This is a genomic window from Sulfurimonas lithotrophica (assembly GCF_009258225.1).
GTDB lineage: Bacteria > Campylobacterota > Campylobacteria > Campylobacterales > Sulfurimonadaceae > Sulfurimonas > Sulfurimonas lithotrophica.
This window is the reverse complement of the sequence record NZ_CP043617.1, coordinates 1,930,994-1,948,326: the sequence shown is the minus strand read 5'-3', so window position 1 is coordinate 1,948,326 and position 17,333 is coordinate 1,930,994. Positions and strand designations below refer to the sequence as shown.

Below are 17,333 nucleotides of genomic sequence, written 5' to 3'. Positions count from 1 at the left end.
TTCTCCTTAGAAATTGTATGTAACACCTGCGTAGATATATCTAGGTCTTTTTGTACGCAAATCATGCTCGTCATCAACATTTTGATGATTATCTAAAAGATTATTAATACCTCCGTAGATGCTTAGCAGTTTAGTGACGTACGTGGTCATTTTAATATCTATTTGAGTGGAAGACGGCGATTTTATTTTATTTTCACTGTCAACGAACTCATCACTTTCATAGATAAAACTAAGTAGTATATTTGTAGTGCTTTTGTTATAAGAAAGTATTGTTTTTACTTGATGTTCCGGTCTGGATGTAAGATGTTTTTTTGTATTTTTATCCTCACTGTAAAGATATGTATATCCACCGTTTATAGAATAATGATTCATAAAATAAAAAGCACCGCTTATCTCTACTCCGGATGTTAATGCTGAGTCTATATTTATATATTCATGTATCTCCAAACCGTTAAGGATGCTTTTTTGAATATTTTTTTTAGTATCTATTAAATCCTTAATATCGTTATAGTAAAAGTTAATATTTGCGTTAAAATTTTTTTTTCTAATCCACTCAAACGATAACTGGTAAGAGTGTGAACTCTCAGGCTCTAAATTAGGATTTCCGATAACCATATATCCATACTGTGAATGGTCAAAATTAAAGTAACGCTCTTTTATACTAGGTGCTCTATAACCGTTACCGTAAGATGCCCTAATATTGAGATTATTGTAATCATTATCAATAAAAGAATATAAAAAAGAGATTTTAGGAGATAAATAAGAACCGAAATCACTGTCGTTTTGGTATCTAAAGCCCGGTAAAACTTCAAAATTATTTGTTATAAACCAATCATCTTGTATATAAACTTCATAAGTATGAGATGAAGCGTTACCCGTTAGTTCATTTATTTTTATGCTATTTGTTTGGGAATTTTTGATTTCTTCTTGTTCAAGTGCTTGATATTTTAAAGTAATACCCATAGTAATCAGATGCGAATCTAAAAACGTAGTATCGTATTGAGAATCTAGATGAGCCAAGTCTATTACGGCTTCACGTATATTCTCTATGTATGATGTTGAGAGTGTATTTGTCTCGGTAGTATCATAGTATCTTTCTCCAAATGCCATGATTTTCCAACTATCGGAATTTTTTAATTTACCGCTGCCGCCTAGCCCAAGTCTGTATTTTTGTGCAACTTCATCTTTTTCTTTTTTTACTTCTCCTGTTCCCGGGACAAATGAACTAAAAGGTTTAAGAGTTCTTTCTAGATATATTCTGGGCTTGACGTAAAATTCGTTTTGAGCTAAAAAACGTAACTCTGCATTTAAATTAAGTCTGTCTGCTTCAGGTAATGCATATGTAAATTCATCTTTTAATTTTACGCCGCTGTCATGTTTATAATCTGCATATATTGAAGCCGCTATATTGTCGTCTTTGTAGGTTGAAGATAGTTTTGCCTGTGCTACAGGCATATCATCAGGTGATTTTGAAAGGTATGAACCAAGTTCAAGAGAGGCTGAATTATGATTACCGTTTTTTGGTTTTGAAGTGATTATATTTATAACACCACCCATAGCTTGAGAACCGTAAAGCGCAGATGCAGCACCTTTGATTATCTCTATAGACTCTACGTCATTTACGTTTAGTTGAGTTAAATCTACCGTCTGTCCACTTGGGTTGGTCATGGGTTCACCGTCGATTAAAATGAGTACTCTATCAGAATCATAACCTTGTATAGAAACACTTTGACCTTGTTTTCCGTGAGTCTCTTTAATTAATAAACCGGGAATATTTTTAATAGCCTCACTAACATTTTTTGCATGTAAGTTTGCTATGTCTTTTTTTGTAACGACTTCTGTTCTAATTGGAGCTTCACTTAAAACTTTATTTGTTCTGGTTCCCGTAGTTACTTCGATTTTATCGATTACTTGTGCATTTAAAATTATCGATAAAGCTAAAAGTAAAAATATTTTAAAACTCATAAGAACTGCCTATAAAAAAATATCTCGGTTTGGTTGAGCCTTCATCATCGACATTTTTAGAGTCTTCGTGTTCATCTAAAAAGTTATTTATTCCGCCGTATATTTTCAATCTTGTGTTTAAACTGTACGTAAATCTGATATCTGCCAAGGTTTGTTTGGGCGATACTCTGTTGTTTTGGCTATCGACATAGTGTTTTCCTTCATAAGTCAAAGAAGCTTGTATATTTAACTTAGCCGTATCGTAAGCCAAAGTTGCTTTTAATTGATTTTCAGGTCTAGAAGTAAGATGTTTTTTTGTGTTTTTATCTTTTGAGTAAAGGTAAGTATATCCGCCGTTTAAACTAAAATCATTTAAAAACTTAAATCCAAATTCTAGTTCAAAACCGCTCGTGTAAGCTTTGTTAACATTTGTATATTCGTAAATATCTAAACCTTCAAGTTGGCTTCTGGATATATTTTTTTTTAAATCTATTAAGTCTTTGATATCGTTGTAATATAAGTTTATGGCTAAGGAATAGAGATTTTTTTCTATCCATTCCGTAGATATTTGATATGAAGTAGAAGTTTCAGGTTCCAACTCGGGATTCCCCACAAGCATCACTCCTGCTTGTGATTGGTCAAAAATATAATAACGCTCTTTTATGGTCGGTACGCGATATCCGTTTCCGTAAGATATTCTTATGTTTAATCTATTTTCTTCATTATTATACGGAGTATAAAATAAAGATAGTTTCGGAGAGAGGTATGAACCAAAATCACTGTCATATTGGTATCTAAGACCGGGTAAAAATTCTAGGTTATCATATATGAACCAATCGTCTTGAATATAACCCTCAACAGCATATGCAGATGCATCCCCGTTCATTTCGTCAGATGAAACAGAACCGCCGGCTTGCCCTTTTGTCGTGGTCTGCTCCAAAGCATTATATCTTGCTTGCATCCCCATTGTAAGTATATGCGTATCGTTTAAAATCGTATCGTATTGAGTTTCTGCCTGAACCAAGTCAATCGTTGCATATCTAGAAGATTCGACATAAGACGTTAGAATTTTATCTTGGTATGAATTTGATTCATACCTTTCGGCAAAAATAGATGTTTTGAGTTTATCTAAGTTTTGTAGTTCACTTTCGCTTCCCATACTAAGTCGAAATTTATTTACGTCTTCTTCTCTTAGTTCGTTTACATCACCGATTCCCGGCGCAAAACTAGTAAAAGGTTTATACGTATCTTCATAATAATATCTAGGTTTAATATAAAATTGATGTTTGCCTAGCGTGCGATATTCGCTATTGAAATTTATTCTGTTTCTTTTTGGTAAGTCATAAGTGGAGGCATCATTTAAAACTACACCGCTCTCATGTAAATAATCTACATATGCACTGGCTAAATACTCTTTTGTTTTGTAGCTAGTAGATGCCCCAATTAATCCAACGGGTCTGTCATTTGGAGATTTGTCAGCGTATGTACCAGCTTCTATTTTTATTTTATTTGTCAAGCCTTCTTTAGGTTTTTTGGTTTTGATATTTATTACTCCGCCCATAGCTTGAGAACCGTAAAGTGCTGATGCCGCACCCTTTATTATCTCAATAGATGCAATATCACTCGTGCTTAATTGGCTTAAATCAACGGTACTCCCAAGTGAGCTTGTCATAGGCTCGCCATCTATTAAAACTAATATTCTATCTGAATCAAAACCTTGCATCCAAACACTTTGTCCCTGTTTTCCGTGAGTTTCTTTTATAATTAAACCAGGGATATTTTTTATAGCATCGCTTATATCTCTAGCGTGTGTTTTTTCAATATCTTCTTGGCTTACTACTTCGGTTTTTATAGGAGCTTCGCTTAATATTTTTGCAGTCCTTGTTCCGGTAGTTACTTCTATTGTTTCTAAAACATCACTTAAAAGCAGAGATGATAATAAAGCTATCGATAACGGAAATTTAATCATTTTAAATGCCTTGTTTTAAAGTTGTTTCTCATTTCGTAAAAAATTCCGATTAAAATTAAAAATGCTAAAAAAGAGTAAAGTAAAATTTCCGAATAGTCAGTTTTTTCTTTTTGTTCTTTTTTAACCTCTTCTAGTTTTTGACCTTTAATTTTCGGTTTTGCTTTAACTACCGGTTTATTCGCATTTGCTTTAGCCTTTGCTACAGGTTTTGCAACCGGTATGCTTAGACCGTAACCTACTGATTTTTGTGCTTTTATAAATTCGTTAAGTTTTTTATTTTCGCTTTTGTGATTAAATCTTTTTGAGATATCTTCAAGTGTTTCTACAAGCTTTTTTATAGTCTTTGCATCTGTTTGAAAATATCCTTTTCTTATAGCTTCAAGCATTACTTCTGCCATTTGCGCGCGTACCGTAGGATTTGTTTTTTCAAACCATTCATCCATTTTCATGTCGTATTTATCGTCATAATAGATATCAACAAATTCCTGCCATTGGTCCGAACGTACACCATCAGGATATACCACTTGCCAACCCCAAAAATTATTTACGACGTCTAAAACTTGGTTTGCTCCGCTGTAACCGCTTTTTTGCATCTCTTCAATCCATTTTGGATTGTAGTATCTGGTACGAAGTTCGTTTGAAATAAACTCGCTTACGTTTTGCATCTTTGCATTGTTTGGATCACGTAGATTTGAGATTAACATCTGTGGGGAGTTTCCGTCTATGCTTCTAATAGCAAGTGCCATTGAACCAAAATATCCATAAGGGTCATCCGAGGTCATCATGCCGTATAAGTTTGACGTTCGAGAGAACATAACTGCATCACTTCCCTTTAGGTTTTGTGCAAAAAGATCTGTATCTTCAAGCTTCTCACCCCAACGCGACGTGTCAGAACCATATATATAACCGGATTTTCTTAGATAGTTTGTGGCTATTTTATTCTCTTCTTCCCAAGTTTCGGTTGCCATAGCGGTATCTGATACACCGTTTCCGTATTCACCGCTTTTTGCCGAGAACATTCTTGCTGTTGATAGATATTTTGCATCTTTATCGCTGTAACCTTTTTCTAAAAGCATTTTCTCCAGACTTAAGGTATGTTCTCTAACATAGTTATGTTCCTCTTTGAGTGTAGATATCTTTTCAACTCCATCTTGAATAAGTTTCATAACATTTGGAAATGTATCTCTGTAAAGACCTGTAGCTTGGACAACTACGTCAACACGTGGGCGTTTTAAATCTCCATATGGAATAATTTCAACACCGCTTATCTTTCCGCGACCCATTTTTAAAGCCATATAAAATTTCTTTTTCATAGATTCAGGCATTAAAAAATCAAATGTTTTAATTCTTTCAACCGTTACAAATTTACTAAGCCATGTTGCAAAATCTTCACTTAAAAATCCTGCAAGAATTCCTTTTGCCATGCTTTGAACCATTTCATCGCTTATTCCTCCTTTACTCCAAATAGGCTTGATTCCCATAGCATATAGTATTTGAGATTCAAGTACCCCAAAGTGACGCATAGTTTCTAGTGACCAAAGGTTAAAACTGATTTTGTCCGGATATTTCCCGTGAGTTGCATAATAATTTTGTATATACTCTTTCATGATTTTTTTTCCGGTATCGTATGCAGCTTCGGTCGGAATACGGTCTGGATCAAATCCGTACATATTTTTACCCGTAGGAACAGACTCCGGACTCCTCACTGGATCACCGCCAACACTTGTCGGGATATACTGTGCGTTTAAACCTTTTAACAAAGATTTTATCTCTTGATTATTTATAAAATTATCTCTATATACTTTTGCCGTTTCTATAAAAGGTAATAAAGATGAATCTAAATTTTCTTTGGATTCTTTCTCAATTACAAACTTTTGTATTGTTTGATATGCATTTGTCTTATTTAAATCTTTGTAGTTGATTCCGCTTAATCCTTTCTCGCCTTGTGTTGCTTTTATATAAGCATCTCCAAGCATAGACATAAGAGTTTGAACCATATGGTCATCGTTTGGATACGAACCGTACTTATGCATCCCCAGTGGTGTTAAGGTAGTGCTTAAACCGTTTAAATAGTCATACAAATCAGCCACAAAAACTTCTGTTTGAGTTTGCATCTTCTCTTTTGTATATTTCATATCTTTATGAAGATTCATTTTTATAACCAAATCTATTAGTTTTGTTTTTGTTTTTTCTTTTACTGCATCTGTGCTTTGTTGATACTGGTTTATCAAATCCATAATATCGCTTAACTCTTTGTATGTCCCGCTTGCTCCAAAAGGCGGAGTCTGATGAGAGATTAAAGTAGCACGTCCACGTCTTTTTGCCTGAATTCCCTCAGCAAGATTATTTGTAATATACGGGTATATATTTGGAATTTCCCCTACGCTTAAAAGGGGAGAATCATATATACTAAGACCTCTTTCTTTTCCATATGTCCATTCATATGTCCCGTGAGTTCCTAAATGTACTACTGCATCGTTTTGTTTTTTTACGTACAGATATACGGCTAGATAGTGATGCGGGACAGGTTTTGAAGTATCGTGATACAAAGCGGCTTCGTTATTTTTATCATTATAATTTGAACGACTCGGTTGAGGGAGCAAAGTTACGTTTCCTAGTTTATATCTAGGTATTATGAAATATTTTTTAGAGTTTTTATGGATAACAAACTGGTTGTTTTGAGGTTTACCCCAAGCTTTATTTATCTGTTTTTGAATCTCTAAGGGCAGTTTATAAAACCATTTCATATATTCACTGTATGGTAATAAATCTGCATATTTTTCATCATATAAAGTATTTTGGTAATAATAAGCCATAGATTTAGGAAGTTCTTTTATAAAAAAATCTGCTTTTTTACTTTGTGTTTTATAACCGGCTTTTTGCATATTATCTAAAATATTTTCAATAGATTCGGGATATTTCATATATGAGGCACCGAAATTGTTTACACCCGGAGGATAGTTATAGTAAAAAATAGCTATATTTTTATCTTTGTTGTGTTTTTGTTTTAGCTTTGAGTTGTTTATAGCTATTTTCATAAACATATCTAACTGATACTCTATCGGTGTCGTTTTTTTACTCTCCTTATCAAGTGCAGCTATTATCATCTGGTCCGTATAACCTATGTGTTCAGGAATTACGTAACTCATCGGTATCCAATTCATTGAGATTCCCTGCTTGTCTTTTTCCCACTCGGTTTTTTCACCTTGACGGTAAACCATACCGTGCATAACTTTTAGTCCAATGTCCGTATAGTCTTTTTTTAGCTTCTCTTGATCCATTATCATAACTTGAAAAGAGAGTACTAAGTCAACAAGCACTTTCCCGTCTTTTATAAAAAAGCGTTTTCCCGCAAAATCATCTTCGCCGACTTCAGTGTAAAAAGCTATAGGGGTTATGCCGGCTTTGTTTAATTTATCGATTGCATAATCGACTATAGCCGTATCATCGGATGCAATATTTTGCTGATGCAGTGCTATTGCGATTTTTGGTTGAGATCTCTCTTTTTCACTAAGTGTTTTTAAATACTCATCCAAGTTTTTAAACGTACCCTTACCCTTTGTCGGATGATAAATACCTGTTTTGCCGAGTTTGTGTACTGGCTGAGGGTTTGTGTTAAATCCAAAATACTTCTTAGCTAACAACGCTGCACCTTGGGCATAGTTGTATTTTCCTGCTTCGCCAAAATATGCTAATAATTTTTTAGCAAAATTATCTTCCATATTTCCGTATTTTTCATAATTTAATTTTAACGCTATATACGGAATTTTTAAATCTTCAATAATGTCTTCGTATTGTCTTAAAAGTCTTGCTACTCCGCCTTTTCCATCAAGAGCATCTACTATAATAAGTCTTCTTTTGGATAAAATATCTTTAGCATTTTCTTTTTTTATATCAAAAATAATTTCCGAGCTTATGTTATACGGCTTTAACTGTTCGCTTAAAAGTTTGGCTTTTCTTTCTTGACGATTTTTACCCATTGTGGTGGATATAATTAAAACTTCTGCTCTTTGTTTTGCGGGTAAATTTTTATCAGCATTTAAAAAGCTGCTTAAAAGTATAAATATAAATATAAAATTTTTCACTATTTTTTTCCTTTTTCATTGGGTACGTAAACAAAAGAACCGTCTTCCATTTTATAAGACACTCCGGCTTTAACACCGTTTCCTTCGCCTATATTGCCGGTTGATTTATATTCTTTTATCTCTTTGCCTTTTTTGACCATTATTTGCATATCTTTTTTTCCTGCATTTTTTATAACCGTAACGTCATCGCTCGAAAAAGGATTAAGAGGATTTTGAGATATGATTATTAAAAGTGCCGCAATAAGAACCAAAAAAACATCTATAAGATTAATAACTGAATTCATTGGGTTTGAATCATCGTCTTCATGTAGTAGTTTTAGTGCCATTATGTAGCCTTCTGAGAGTCTATATACAAGATTTCATCCGCATACCATCTTTTTCTGACATTACCTATCCAAAATGCCATAGAGGCTGCTATAAGACCAAGGGTAACTCCTGAAAAGGCTATTATAAGCCCTTCACTCATCCCTTGTATATTTCCGTCGGTTAATGCTTTTAATGCAGGTCCTAAAGGGATAAGGGTAGCTATTAAACCCATCATAGGTGCTATCCTTGAGACATTTCTAGTATTCTCTAATCTTTTGTAAGCAAATAACTCTAAATCATCAATAGAGGTATTGTTATTTGTTTTAAAATAATTAATAACAGGATAAAAACCTTTTGTATATAAATGCATATGGTTTCTTTTTCTTGAAATAGCTTCATAGATAAAACCGCCAAATGCTATAAATGAATATACAAACATAAGAAGTATCAGTAATAGTGTAGGGGTTAAAAATAACTGCGATAAGGTGTACATTATAGAATCAATCATATTTTTCCTTTGTAATGAGAATCATTATCGAAATACTATTCAAAAACTTATAAATAGATAATTAAAACAATTATCATTATTATTTTTATATTAATTTAATTTTATAGAATATGCTACAGGTAGGTAAATAAGGTTAATAATTGTAGCCCAAAGAAGTCCAAAACCGATACTTACGGCTAAGGGTTGCATCAGAAGACTTTCTCCTGAAGCAAAAAATATCAAGGTACTTAAACCGACAATCGTGGTTATAGATGTTAGTAAAATAGGACGTAATCTTAAACTTGAATTTTTGATTAATATTTCTATATTTTTTGATTTATGAATAAACTTTAGCAGTAATAGAGTATCATTCATAATAATCCCTATTAAGCCGACAAATCCGAGCATAGAGGAGAAAGTTAAAGGTAAACCTACTATTTTGTGACCGATTAATATTCCCAATAAAGAAAGAGGAATGACAGATAATGAAAATATGGATAATCTAAAAGAGTTAAAAAACCATGTTAATATAAGCAGTATTCCTAAAAAGGCAAAAATTATACTTTTGCTTATCTCTTCTTTGACTTGTTGGTTTTTACCTTGTTCGCCTTTTATGAAAACTTTTATTCCCTGAGATTTCAATCTATCTATAGAACTCCGTAACTGTTTATAAAACTCTCTTGAACTTGTTTGTTTTTTGTCAAGAGATGCCGTAATGGTAAAAATTTTTTTTAAATCTTCTTTTTTTATTGTTGATATATTTTTACTATGTTTTATATTTACAATATCTAATATATTTACTTTAAGATTACTTTGTGGTATATCTACTTCGATATTTTTAAATAAAGCATAATCATCTTTGTGTTTTGAAGTAAGTTGAAGTTTTATAAGTTCACTTGAAGCGTTTGTAATTTTTGTTACGTCTTGAATAATTAAATATTTTCGTATAGTATTTATAAATTCCTTTTGCGTAAAACCTAAAGATTTAGCGTAATTATTGAGATTCAACTCTATGACAATATCATCAAAATTCATATCGTTTTTTATATTGCCGACTCCGCTTATATTTTGCATCTTCTCTTGTATTATCTTAATCGCTTTGGTAATAGTTTCATTGTTTTTATGGGATATAGATATCTCTATATCATTGTTAACTACGCCCGTTTGAGGGATATCTGTAATTATATTTAATGATTTTTTATAATCCTTAAGTGCATGGTTTATTTTTTTTTGGATATCCCTTGCATCTAGAACTCTTGTCCTGCTTTGATTTTGGTTTGAACCGAAAATTTGAAAATAAGGGTTTATATTTGCATTAAAAAAGTCTTGGGCTACTCTTGGCTTTAGATTAACAGTTATTGTAAAAAAATTATTTGCTTTTTCATGCAAACTTCTTCCGTCGGTTTTCATACCTATAGTCGTATGTATGGAAGAATAATTTTGTTTATTTAGTGTTTTTAAGAGTATTTGTTCAAGTATTTTTATTTGCCGTGAGGTATATTGTAGTGAATTGTAATCGCTTTTTCCGGTTATATTTATACTCATGGCATCAAATTCGGGAAATAGTATAAACTTTGAATTTTTAAGCATAAAAGCAGTACTTCCTACAATGCCCAAGATTAAAACTAATATAACCAAATACTTATGACTTATAAGTTTGTATAGTAAGTTCGTATATTTTTTCAATATAATTTGCCAAAATTTTTCTCTAATAGAATCGTTAGATTTTAATGCTAATTTGTTTATTAGCATATAGTGGGCAGGCAAAAAAACAAAACTCTCTAAAAATGAGCTAACTATAAGTATTATAACCATCATAGGAATAATTTTAATAAATATCCCAAGCCCTCCGCTTAGAGTTACAAGCGGTAAAAAAGCTACAATTGTAGTCATAACCGCTACAAATAAGGTCGGCATCACTTCATAAGTACCTTCTATACAGGCTCTATATAAAGATTTTCCCAGCATCTGATGCCTATGTATATTTTCGCTAACTACGATAGCTTCATCAACTAACAAGCCTAAACTAAGTAATACACCAATCATCGAGAGTGTATTTAAGCTGTGTTCAAAATACTCTAAACCTATAAGCCCAAAAGCAAAACTAACAGGAATACCTATAATAACGACCAAAGCAATTTTTAGGGAGATAAACAGCCAAATTGTAAAAAACAGTAAAATAAGACCTATAATTATATTTGAGGATACGACGTTAAGTCTTGTTTTGATCCAAAAAGAACTGTCGTTTAATACTTTGATTTCAATGTTTGGATATTGTTTTTTATATCTCTTTAATATTTTATTGATTTTTTGAGATAGTTTGATGCTATCTCCTTTTTTTGCCTTTTTAGTATCGATAATAATAGAATTTTTTGCATCTGTCCTTGTTTCTAAAGAATCTTTTTCATATATATTTTCCACGTCTGCTACATCTTTGACATATATAACTTTGTCATCTACTTTTATTTTCGTGTTTAATATCTCATCTATAGACACGTTTAATGATTTTGGATTTATAAAATATTGATTTTTACTTGTTTGAATTACACCGGCAGGATAGATAATATATAAAAAGTCAAGCTTATTAATTATTTTTTGCATCGATAGATTGTAAGCTTCAATTTTATTATTGTTAATTACTAACCTTAAAGTTTTGTCATATTGACCTACCAAGGCTGCTTCATATATATTTTTTACCGAAGATATTTCATCTCTTAGATCTTTTGCAATTTCAACGATATTTACTGGAGAATCATTTTTTTTATATAGGGATACCGAGATTAAAGGAAAAACTTGGGATACGGTTTTTATGGTCGGCAGTTTCATGTCCGTAGGATAGTTTTCATCTAGTTTTAAAATTTCGTTTTGTAACTCGTTAACTATAAAGTTTTTATGATTGTTTAGTATATCGGCAGTGATATGGTAAGAACCCTTAGTAATTACGGTACTAATATTTTCAATGTTGGGATTATTTTTTAGAATATCTTCACAATCTCTTACAATCATCATATCCAACATCTGAGAACTTGAAGAATAATATGCACCCGATACTACTACTTTATCCGGTGATGAAGGAGGAAACATCTCTTTTGGCAAATCTTTATATGAAAAACCTGCCAAAATAATTAAAAATATAAATAATAAATGGTTAAAAGATTTATACTTAATAAAAAAACTTATTATCCATTTTATAATCATTTGAAATTTTTTTGCCTGCTAGTATTTCTAGCAAGCTTTATTTTTCTTCATCTTTACTAAAAGACTCTTATATTGAGAATCAGTTAGTATGTTTTGAATTTTATTGATAGCATTGATTTGAGTTTGAGCTATTTCTCTTTTAAGTTTTTCCAACTTGTTTATATCGTCAGATACATCTTTAAGAGATTGTTTATCCTTCATAACGGCTTTTTTTATTTTTTTCTCTAAAGTAGCTGCTTCATCCATCATTGGATGAAGTTTAGAAGGGACTGTGGAAACCATTTTATCAAACTTTTTTTGTTGCTCGGGGGTGATTTTTAATTCCTCGGAATTTGATAAAAGTATTTTCATAAGGTGTGGCAGAGCCACAGTTCCTGCTTTATGTTTACCTCCTTCTGCATATGCAGAGACACTAAGTAAAGCTAGTGCTACTAATGTAAGTAGTGCTTTTTTCATTTTATATCCTTTTGTTTAACTTTTTTAAAAGTGTCCTCTGACTCCAGCAAAGTAGTATCTGCCTACGTTTGAACCTAAAACGTCATCTACGCCTTCATTGCCTAAATTGTTTACACCGCCGTAAATATCAAGCATCTTATTTAGTTTATAATCAAGTGTAAAATCAACTAAAGTAAAATCGTTTGTTTTTGCATTTGCGTTTGTAGTTTGCGTAGGTGCACCGCGATTTATAACATCGGTATAGTGTTGTTTGCCAACATATTTAGCCGTTAGTCCGTAGTTTAGGTTGTCGCTAAACATACAAGGCCAGTTAAAACTAAGCATCAGCGTACGATCTGGATGAAATTCTAAATCTCTATTTGTTCTTTCGTTTTCCGTTTTTAACTCATTCCAGAAAAAATTTGTATAAACTTTGTTTGTAAATCTATATGCAAGTGAAAGCTCCATACCCATAGTGTTCGCATCTGCAATATTTACAAAAGTATAAGCTGCAGTGGAGTTATATGTACCCATAACCTGAGCTATCATATCTTTTATCTGGTTATAGTAAAGTACTAAATCGTAACTAAACGAGTTGCTTTTACCGCCAAGACCCATCTCAAGAGCATTTGTAGATTCAGGTTTTAAGTCGTAACCCATCACGTTTGCACCGATTTGAAGACCGTTTGGCGTTTGTTTATGTATGTACAGTTCTCTGATATCTGGAGTTCTGTAACCTTGAGCTACGTTTAGTCTAAGTTTGGCTATTTTGTCAAACTCATATAAACCGCCTAAACGAAAAGTAGGTTTATTATCGGCATTGCTAATTGCATCGTACCTTGCACCTATGATCATATTTAGTTTTTCGCTAATATCCCACTCGTCTTGAAGATATAAAGATTGGTAATCAACTTTTTTCTCGCTCATTTGAGGACTTTGGTTAAATACCGTAGCATTTCTTTTCTCATCCCTATATTCTGCACCGGCACTTATAAGATGATCTTCAATTGCCAAGTAGGTAGCACTAAGTTCGGCTACTTTTAAATCTACGTCTGCATCCATCCCGTTTTGTTCAGATGCTTCTTTACTTGCATAATTTAAATCTTGCCAATATACGGCTGATGTGGTATTTCTTTTTTCATAATAACTTCTGTATAACCTAGCCTTAACCTGTATATCTTCATTTATTGTATAACTCAAATCTATACTTGTATCCAAACGTTCGTTTTCATCGTGCGAATCAACCGGAACATTATAAACAGGAACGGGATTTCCTGCATTTGGACCGCCTGCCATCGTGTATGCCGAAGGATGAAAATAACCTATATACTGACCGTCTCTCTCTTCGTTAAAGTAGTTTATATCAATACCGAGTTGTAAATCCCTGCTAAAATCATACGATAGTCTAGTCCCTAAAGTATAAATGGAACTATCCTCCCTATATGTAACGTCTTGGTTATAATAATCCGAAATAGCACTCATATCAGGAATAGGGGTAGGTGGAAAAGTGTTTCCTGCCGTATCTGAGGGTTTGTCTTTACCGGTCGTGCTAGGAACCCAGACATCGGCTCTTTCTTTTTGGGTGTATGGTTCAGTCGTAGTATATCCCGCATAAACACTATATGCAAATTTATCTACTTTATTTTGCAAGGATAGATTCATATTTAGATTTTGTGCATCACTGTCTTGGTTTTGACCGTATCTGACACCTGCTTCGATTTTTACTTCATCGGTAGGTCTTTTTGTGATAATATTAATAACCCCGCCAACTGCATCTGCACCGTATAAAGAACTCATAGGACCTTTTACAATCTCTATACGTTCAATTATAGAAGCAGGTATCCGGTCTAAATCATAAGGATTTTTTACCTCACCTGCCAAACGTCTGCCATCTAGTAAAAACAAAGTTCCGTTGGCACCCATACCGCGAATAGAGATAGATGATTTACTTTTTGAAGATGCACTAGGGAAAGTTCCGTATTGAACCGATAAACCAGGTGTTTTTTCTATAATGTCTTTTAAATTTTCGGCACCCATTTTTTCTATATCTTTTTGGGTTATAACATTTACCGTAGCCGCAACACCGTCTATATTTTGTTTGGTTTTGGTTGCAACGCTTACTTCAACTACATCCAAGTTGTCTGCACTAAAAGCATTGGAGTATAACAGTGTTATCAACGAAGTGCTTAAGAGTATTTTTTTCATTTTATTTTCCTTTGAAATATTTGCATTTTCGAAATTGTAATAAAAAAGTTTAGTTTTAATACTTAAAGTAATAATCATTATCAATATAAATTTAAGAATATAAATTTTTGACACATATCAATGATAATTAATATCATTATCGCTATAATTAGATAATATTTTTAAAAAGGAATTTTTTTATGAAATTTTTAACACTTCTATTTTTGTTTGCATCTATACTGATACATGCAAATGAAAAAAAAGACAAAATAGTAATAGCAGGACCTTTTGCATCGGTTTCACATCCGGTTTTACATATGATTGAGAGAGATGCACTAAAAGACGTGGCAAAAGAAGTTGAATTTCGTTTATGGAAAAACCCTGATGAATTAAGAGCTTTGGCAATTAAAGGGGATGTGGACTTTTTAGCGGTTCCGACAAATACGGGTGCTATTTTGAACAACAAAGGTATCGATATTAAACTTTTAAACGTATCGGTATGGGGGATTCTTGGCATGATAAGCCGTGATAACTCTCTAAAAAGCCTTAAAGATTACAAGGGTAAAACCATAGCTGTACCTTTTCGTGCAGATATGCCCGATATCGTAATGACCGAACTTATGAAAAGACAGGGACTTGATCCGCAAAAAGATTTTAAACTTCAGTATGTTTCAAGTCCGATAGATGCAATGCAGATGCTTATACTGCGTAGAGTAGATCATGCACTTTTAGCTGAGCCTGCCATCTCGATAGCTCTTAGAAAAACAAAATCTTTCCCTGTGAGCGTAATAGCACCCGATTTATACAGAAGTGTCGATTTGCAAAAAGAGTGGGCTGAGGTTTTTAATACAAACAGTGATATACCTCAAGCAGGTATGGCAGTAATGGGTCGTATGAAGGATGAACATATAATAAATCGTTTTATGGAAGAATACGACAAATCTTTAGAGTGGTATAAAACCCATCCAAAAGAAGCTGGAATACTTGTGGTAAAAACTTTGGATATGTTAAGTGAAGAGGGTCTTGCGGACTCGATTCCACACGTAAATCTAAAATCCGTAAAGGCTGCCAAGGCAAAAGAAAAATTAGAATTTTTCTTTAATATTTTAAAGGATGGAGACCCAAAAGCAATAGGGAACAAACTTCCTTCAGATAACTACTATTATGGACTCTAAAAGTGAAATTTACACTTAAAATTATAAAAGATTTTCCCGCTTATCTTTGGAGCGGATGGGGATCTATTGCAAGTTTATTATTGTTTTTGGCTTTATGGGATGCGGGAAACCAATTATATGGAGATTTGGTACTGCCTAGCCCTTTAGAGACATTTAAAACATTATTTTTAATGCTTCAAGATCCAAAAGTTATAGTTGAGATAAATACTACGCTTTATCGTGCATCCATAGGTTTTGGGCTTTCTTTGTTATTTGGTTCGACTCTTGGTTTGCTTGCAGGTTTTTTTGTAACTGCATCTATGATGAGTCGCCCTATAGTTACGTTTTTGGTCGGTATGCCACCGATTGCGTGGATAGTATTAGCGATGATATGGTTTGGTATGGGTGATGAGACGGTTATTTTTACCGTTTTGGTTGCTTCTTTTCCTATCATATTTGTAGGAGCCCTACAAGGTACACGTACACTTGATGGAGATTTAAAAGAGATGGCGGATAGTTTTAATCTGCCTTGGCATATGAAGTTTTTGGATATATATTTTCCCCATATATTCTCATATGTATTTCCGGCATGGGTAAGCGGACTTGGTATGGCTTGGAAGATAGTCGTTATGGCAGAACTTCTTGCGACAAGTAACGGAATTGGTGCGTCACTCGCCGTTGCTAGAAGTCAGCTTGATACGCCTAGTGCGTTGGCACTTGTTGTAATAATGATAGGCTCGTTAATGTTTATAGAGTATGTGATATTAGAACCGATTAAACGTGAGGTTGAAGCATGGAGAAACTAGAAGTTAAAAACCTAAATCATCATTTTGGTTTTACGGAAATCCTTCAAAATATAAATTTTACTTTGGATAAGGGTCAAGTTTTATCTATTGTAGGACCAAGCGGCGGCGGTAAAACAACACTTATGCATCTGTGTGCAGACTTGCTTGATGTAGAAGAGGGCAGTGTAGAGAACACTTTTGTAAGCTCATCTTTTGCTTTTCAAGAAGCAAGGCTTCTTCCTTGGAAAAACGTAATAGACAATATAGCACTCGGTCTTTTAGCAAAAGGCGAGTCAAAAAAAGAAGCAATACTTAAATCAAAAGAGATAGCTTTGAAGTTTGGTCTTGAAGAGGATGATTTTGAAAAGTTTCCAAAAGATTTAAGCGGCGGTATGAAACAGCGTGTTAGTTTTGCACGGGCGTTGGTTACAAAACCTTCACTTTTGTTTTTGGATGAGCCTTTTTCAGCTTTGGACATCGGTTTAAAACAAGAGTTGCAAACGCATCTGATAGAAGAGGTAAATGAAAATAACTTAAGTATATTGTTTATTACCCATGATATTATGGAGGCTATTCGCCTAAGCGATAGGATACTTCTTTTAAAAGCAGATCCGGGACATATCGTAAAAGAGTTTGACTATATAATAAAACAAGATAAAAGAGATGATGAATTTGTGTATAACGAAACCGCAAAGATACTTCAGGATGAAGTTATTGTAAATACTTTTGAATTGGAATTAAAATGAAATCAATAAATTTTCTCGCCTTTGGCGTAGCTTTAGTGAG

General features: G+C 33.2%; 11 protein-coding genes. 3 read left to right on the top strand and 8 right to left on the bottom strand.

Features of this window, described 5'->3' with window-relative positions; translation table 11 throughout:
* Positions 1-6 precede the first annotated feature (6 nt).
* The 8 genes from FJR48_RS09730 to FJR48_RS09695 all read right to left on the bottom strand — a co-directional run bounded on the left by FJR48_RS09730 (position 7) and on the right by FJR48_RS09695 (position 14,629).
* The gene (locus FJR48_RS09730; RefSeq protein ID WP_152307936.1) at positions 7-1,965 is read right to left on the bottom strand and encodes a TonB-dependent receptor plug domain-containing protein; all 1,959 of its coding nucleotides are present in this window, start codon (positions 1,963-1,965) and stop codon (positions 7-9) included.
* Positions 1,955-3,913: a TonB-dependent receptor plug domain-containing protein gene (locus FJR48_RS09725; RefSeq protein WP_152307935.1), complete on the bottom strand. Its 1,959-nt coding sequence runs from the start codon at positions 3,911-3,913 to the stop codon at positions 1,955-1,957. Before FJR48_RS09725 ends, FJR48_RS09730 begins: the two co-directional genes overlap by 11 nt.
* Positions 3,910-7,998, bottom strand: a complete 4,089-nt coding sequence (locus tag FJR48_RS09720) for a cobaltochelatase subunit CobN (protein WP_152307934.1) — start codon at positions 7,996-7,998, stop codon at positions 3,910-3,912. The genes FJR48_RS09725 and FJR48_RS09720 overlap by 4 nt, the downstream gene beginning before the upstream one ends.
* A complete protein-coding gene (locus FJR48_RS09715; RefSeq protein WP_152307933.1) occupies positions 7,998-8,324 on the bottom strand; it encodes a DUF2149 domain-containing protein in 327 nt (108 codons plus the stop codon). The genes FJR48_RS09720 and FJR48_RS09715 overlap by 1 nt, the downstream gene beginning before the upstream one ends.
* Positions 8,324-8,812, bottom strand: a complete 489-nt coding sequence (locus FJR48_RS09710) for a MotA/TolQ/ExbB proton channel family protein (RefSeq protein ID WP_152307932.1) — start codon at positions 8,810-8,812, stop codon at positions 8,324-8,326. Before FJR48_RS09710 ends, FJR48_RS09715 begins: the two co-directional genes overlap by 1 nt.
* Before the next feature lie 90 nt (positions 8,813-8,902).
* A complete protein-coding gene (locus FJR48_RS09705; protein WP_152307931.1) occupies positions 8,903-11,989 on the bottom strand; it encodes an efflux RND transporter permease subunit in 3,087 nt (1,028 codons plus the stop codon).
* Positions 11,990-12,016: 27 nt separating this feature from the next.
* A complete protein-coding gene (locus FJR48_RS09700; RefSeq protein WP_152307930.1) occupies positions 12,017-12,445 on the bottom strand; it encodes a Spy/CpxP family protein refolding chaperone in 429 nt (142 codons plus the stop codon).
* A 24-nt stretch (positions 12,446-12,469) separates the two neighbouring features.
* Positions 12,470-14,629: a TonB-dependent receptor plug domain-containing protein gene (locus FJR48_RS09695; RefSeq protein ID WP_152307929.1), complete on the bottom strand. Its 2,160-nt coding sequence runs from the start codon at positions 14,627-14,629 to the stop codon at positions 12,470-12,472.
* A 179-nt stretch (positions 14,630-14,808) separates the two neighbouring features.
* Between FJR48_RS09695 and FJR48_RS09690 the strand changes: the two genes are divergently transcribed.
* From FJR48_RS09690 to FJR48_RS09680, 3 genes are read left to right on the top strand one after another with little or no spacing between them, the layout of a single operon-like run.
* A complete protein-coding gene (locus tag FJR48_RS09690; protein WP_152307928.1) occupies positions 14,809-15,783 on the top strand; it encodes an ABC transporter substrate-binding protein in 975 nt (324 codons plus the stop codon).
* Positions 15,784-15,785: 2 nt separating this feature from the next.
* Positions 15,786-16,568, top strand: coding sequence for an ABC transporter permease (locus tag FJR48_RS09685; protein WP_152307927.1), 783 nt, complete (start codon positions 15,786-15,788; stop codon positions 16,566-16,568).
* Entirely contained in the window at positions 16,556-17,293 is a 738-nt protein-coding gene (locus FJR48_RS09680; protein ID WP_152307926.1) for an ABC transporter ATP-binding protein, read from the top strand. The genes FJR48_RS09685 and FJR48_RS09680 overlap by 13 nt, the downstream gene beginning before the upstream one ends.
* Positions 17,294-17,333 lie beyond the last annotated feature (40 nt).

What these genes read in the sequence shown, in the direction of transcription:
- FJR48_RS09730 (WP_152307936.1), bottom strand. Translation starts at nt 1,965, where the DNA reads ATGAGTTTTAAAATATTTTTACTTTTAGCTTTATCGATAATTTTAAAT.
- FJR48_RS09725 (WP_152307935.1), bottom strand. Translation starts at nt 3,913, where the DNA reads ATGATTAAATTTCCGTTATCGATAGCTTTATTATCATCTCTGCTTTTA.
- FJR48_RS09715 (WP_152307933.1), bottom strand. Translation starts at nt 8,324, where the DNA reads ATGGCACTAAAACTACTACATGAAGACGATGATTCAAACCCAATGAAT.
- FJR48_RS09710 (WP_152307932.1), bottom strand. Translation starts at nt 8,812, where the DNA reads ATGATTGATTCTATAATGTACACCTTATCGCAGTTATTTTTAACCCCT.
- FJR48_RS09705 (WP_152307931.1), bottom strand. Translation starts at nt 11,989, where the DNA reads ATGATTATAAAATGGATAATAAGTTTTTTTATTAAGTATAAATCTTTT.
- FJR48_RS09700 (WP_152307930.1), bottom strand. Translation starts at nt 12,445, where the DNA reads ATGAAAAAAGCACTACTTACATTAGTAGCACTAGCTTTACTTAGTGTC.
- FJR48_RS09695 (WP_152307929.1), bottom strand. Translation starts at nt 14,629, where the DNA reads ATGAAAAAAATACTCTTAAGCACTTCGTTGATAACACTGTTATACTCC.
- FJR48_RS09690 (WP_152307928.1), top strand. Translation starts at nt 14,809, where the DNA reads ATGAAATTTTTAACACTTCTATTTTTGTTTGCATCTATACTGATACAT.
- FJR48_RS09680 (WP_152307926.1), top strand. Translation starts at nt 16,556, where the DNA reads ATGGAGAAACTAGAAGTTAAAAACCTAAATCATCATTTTGGTTTTACG.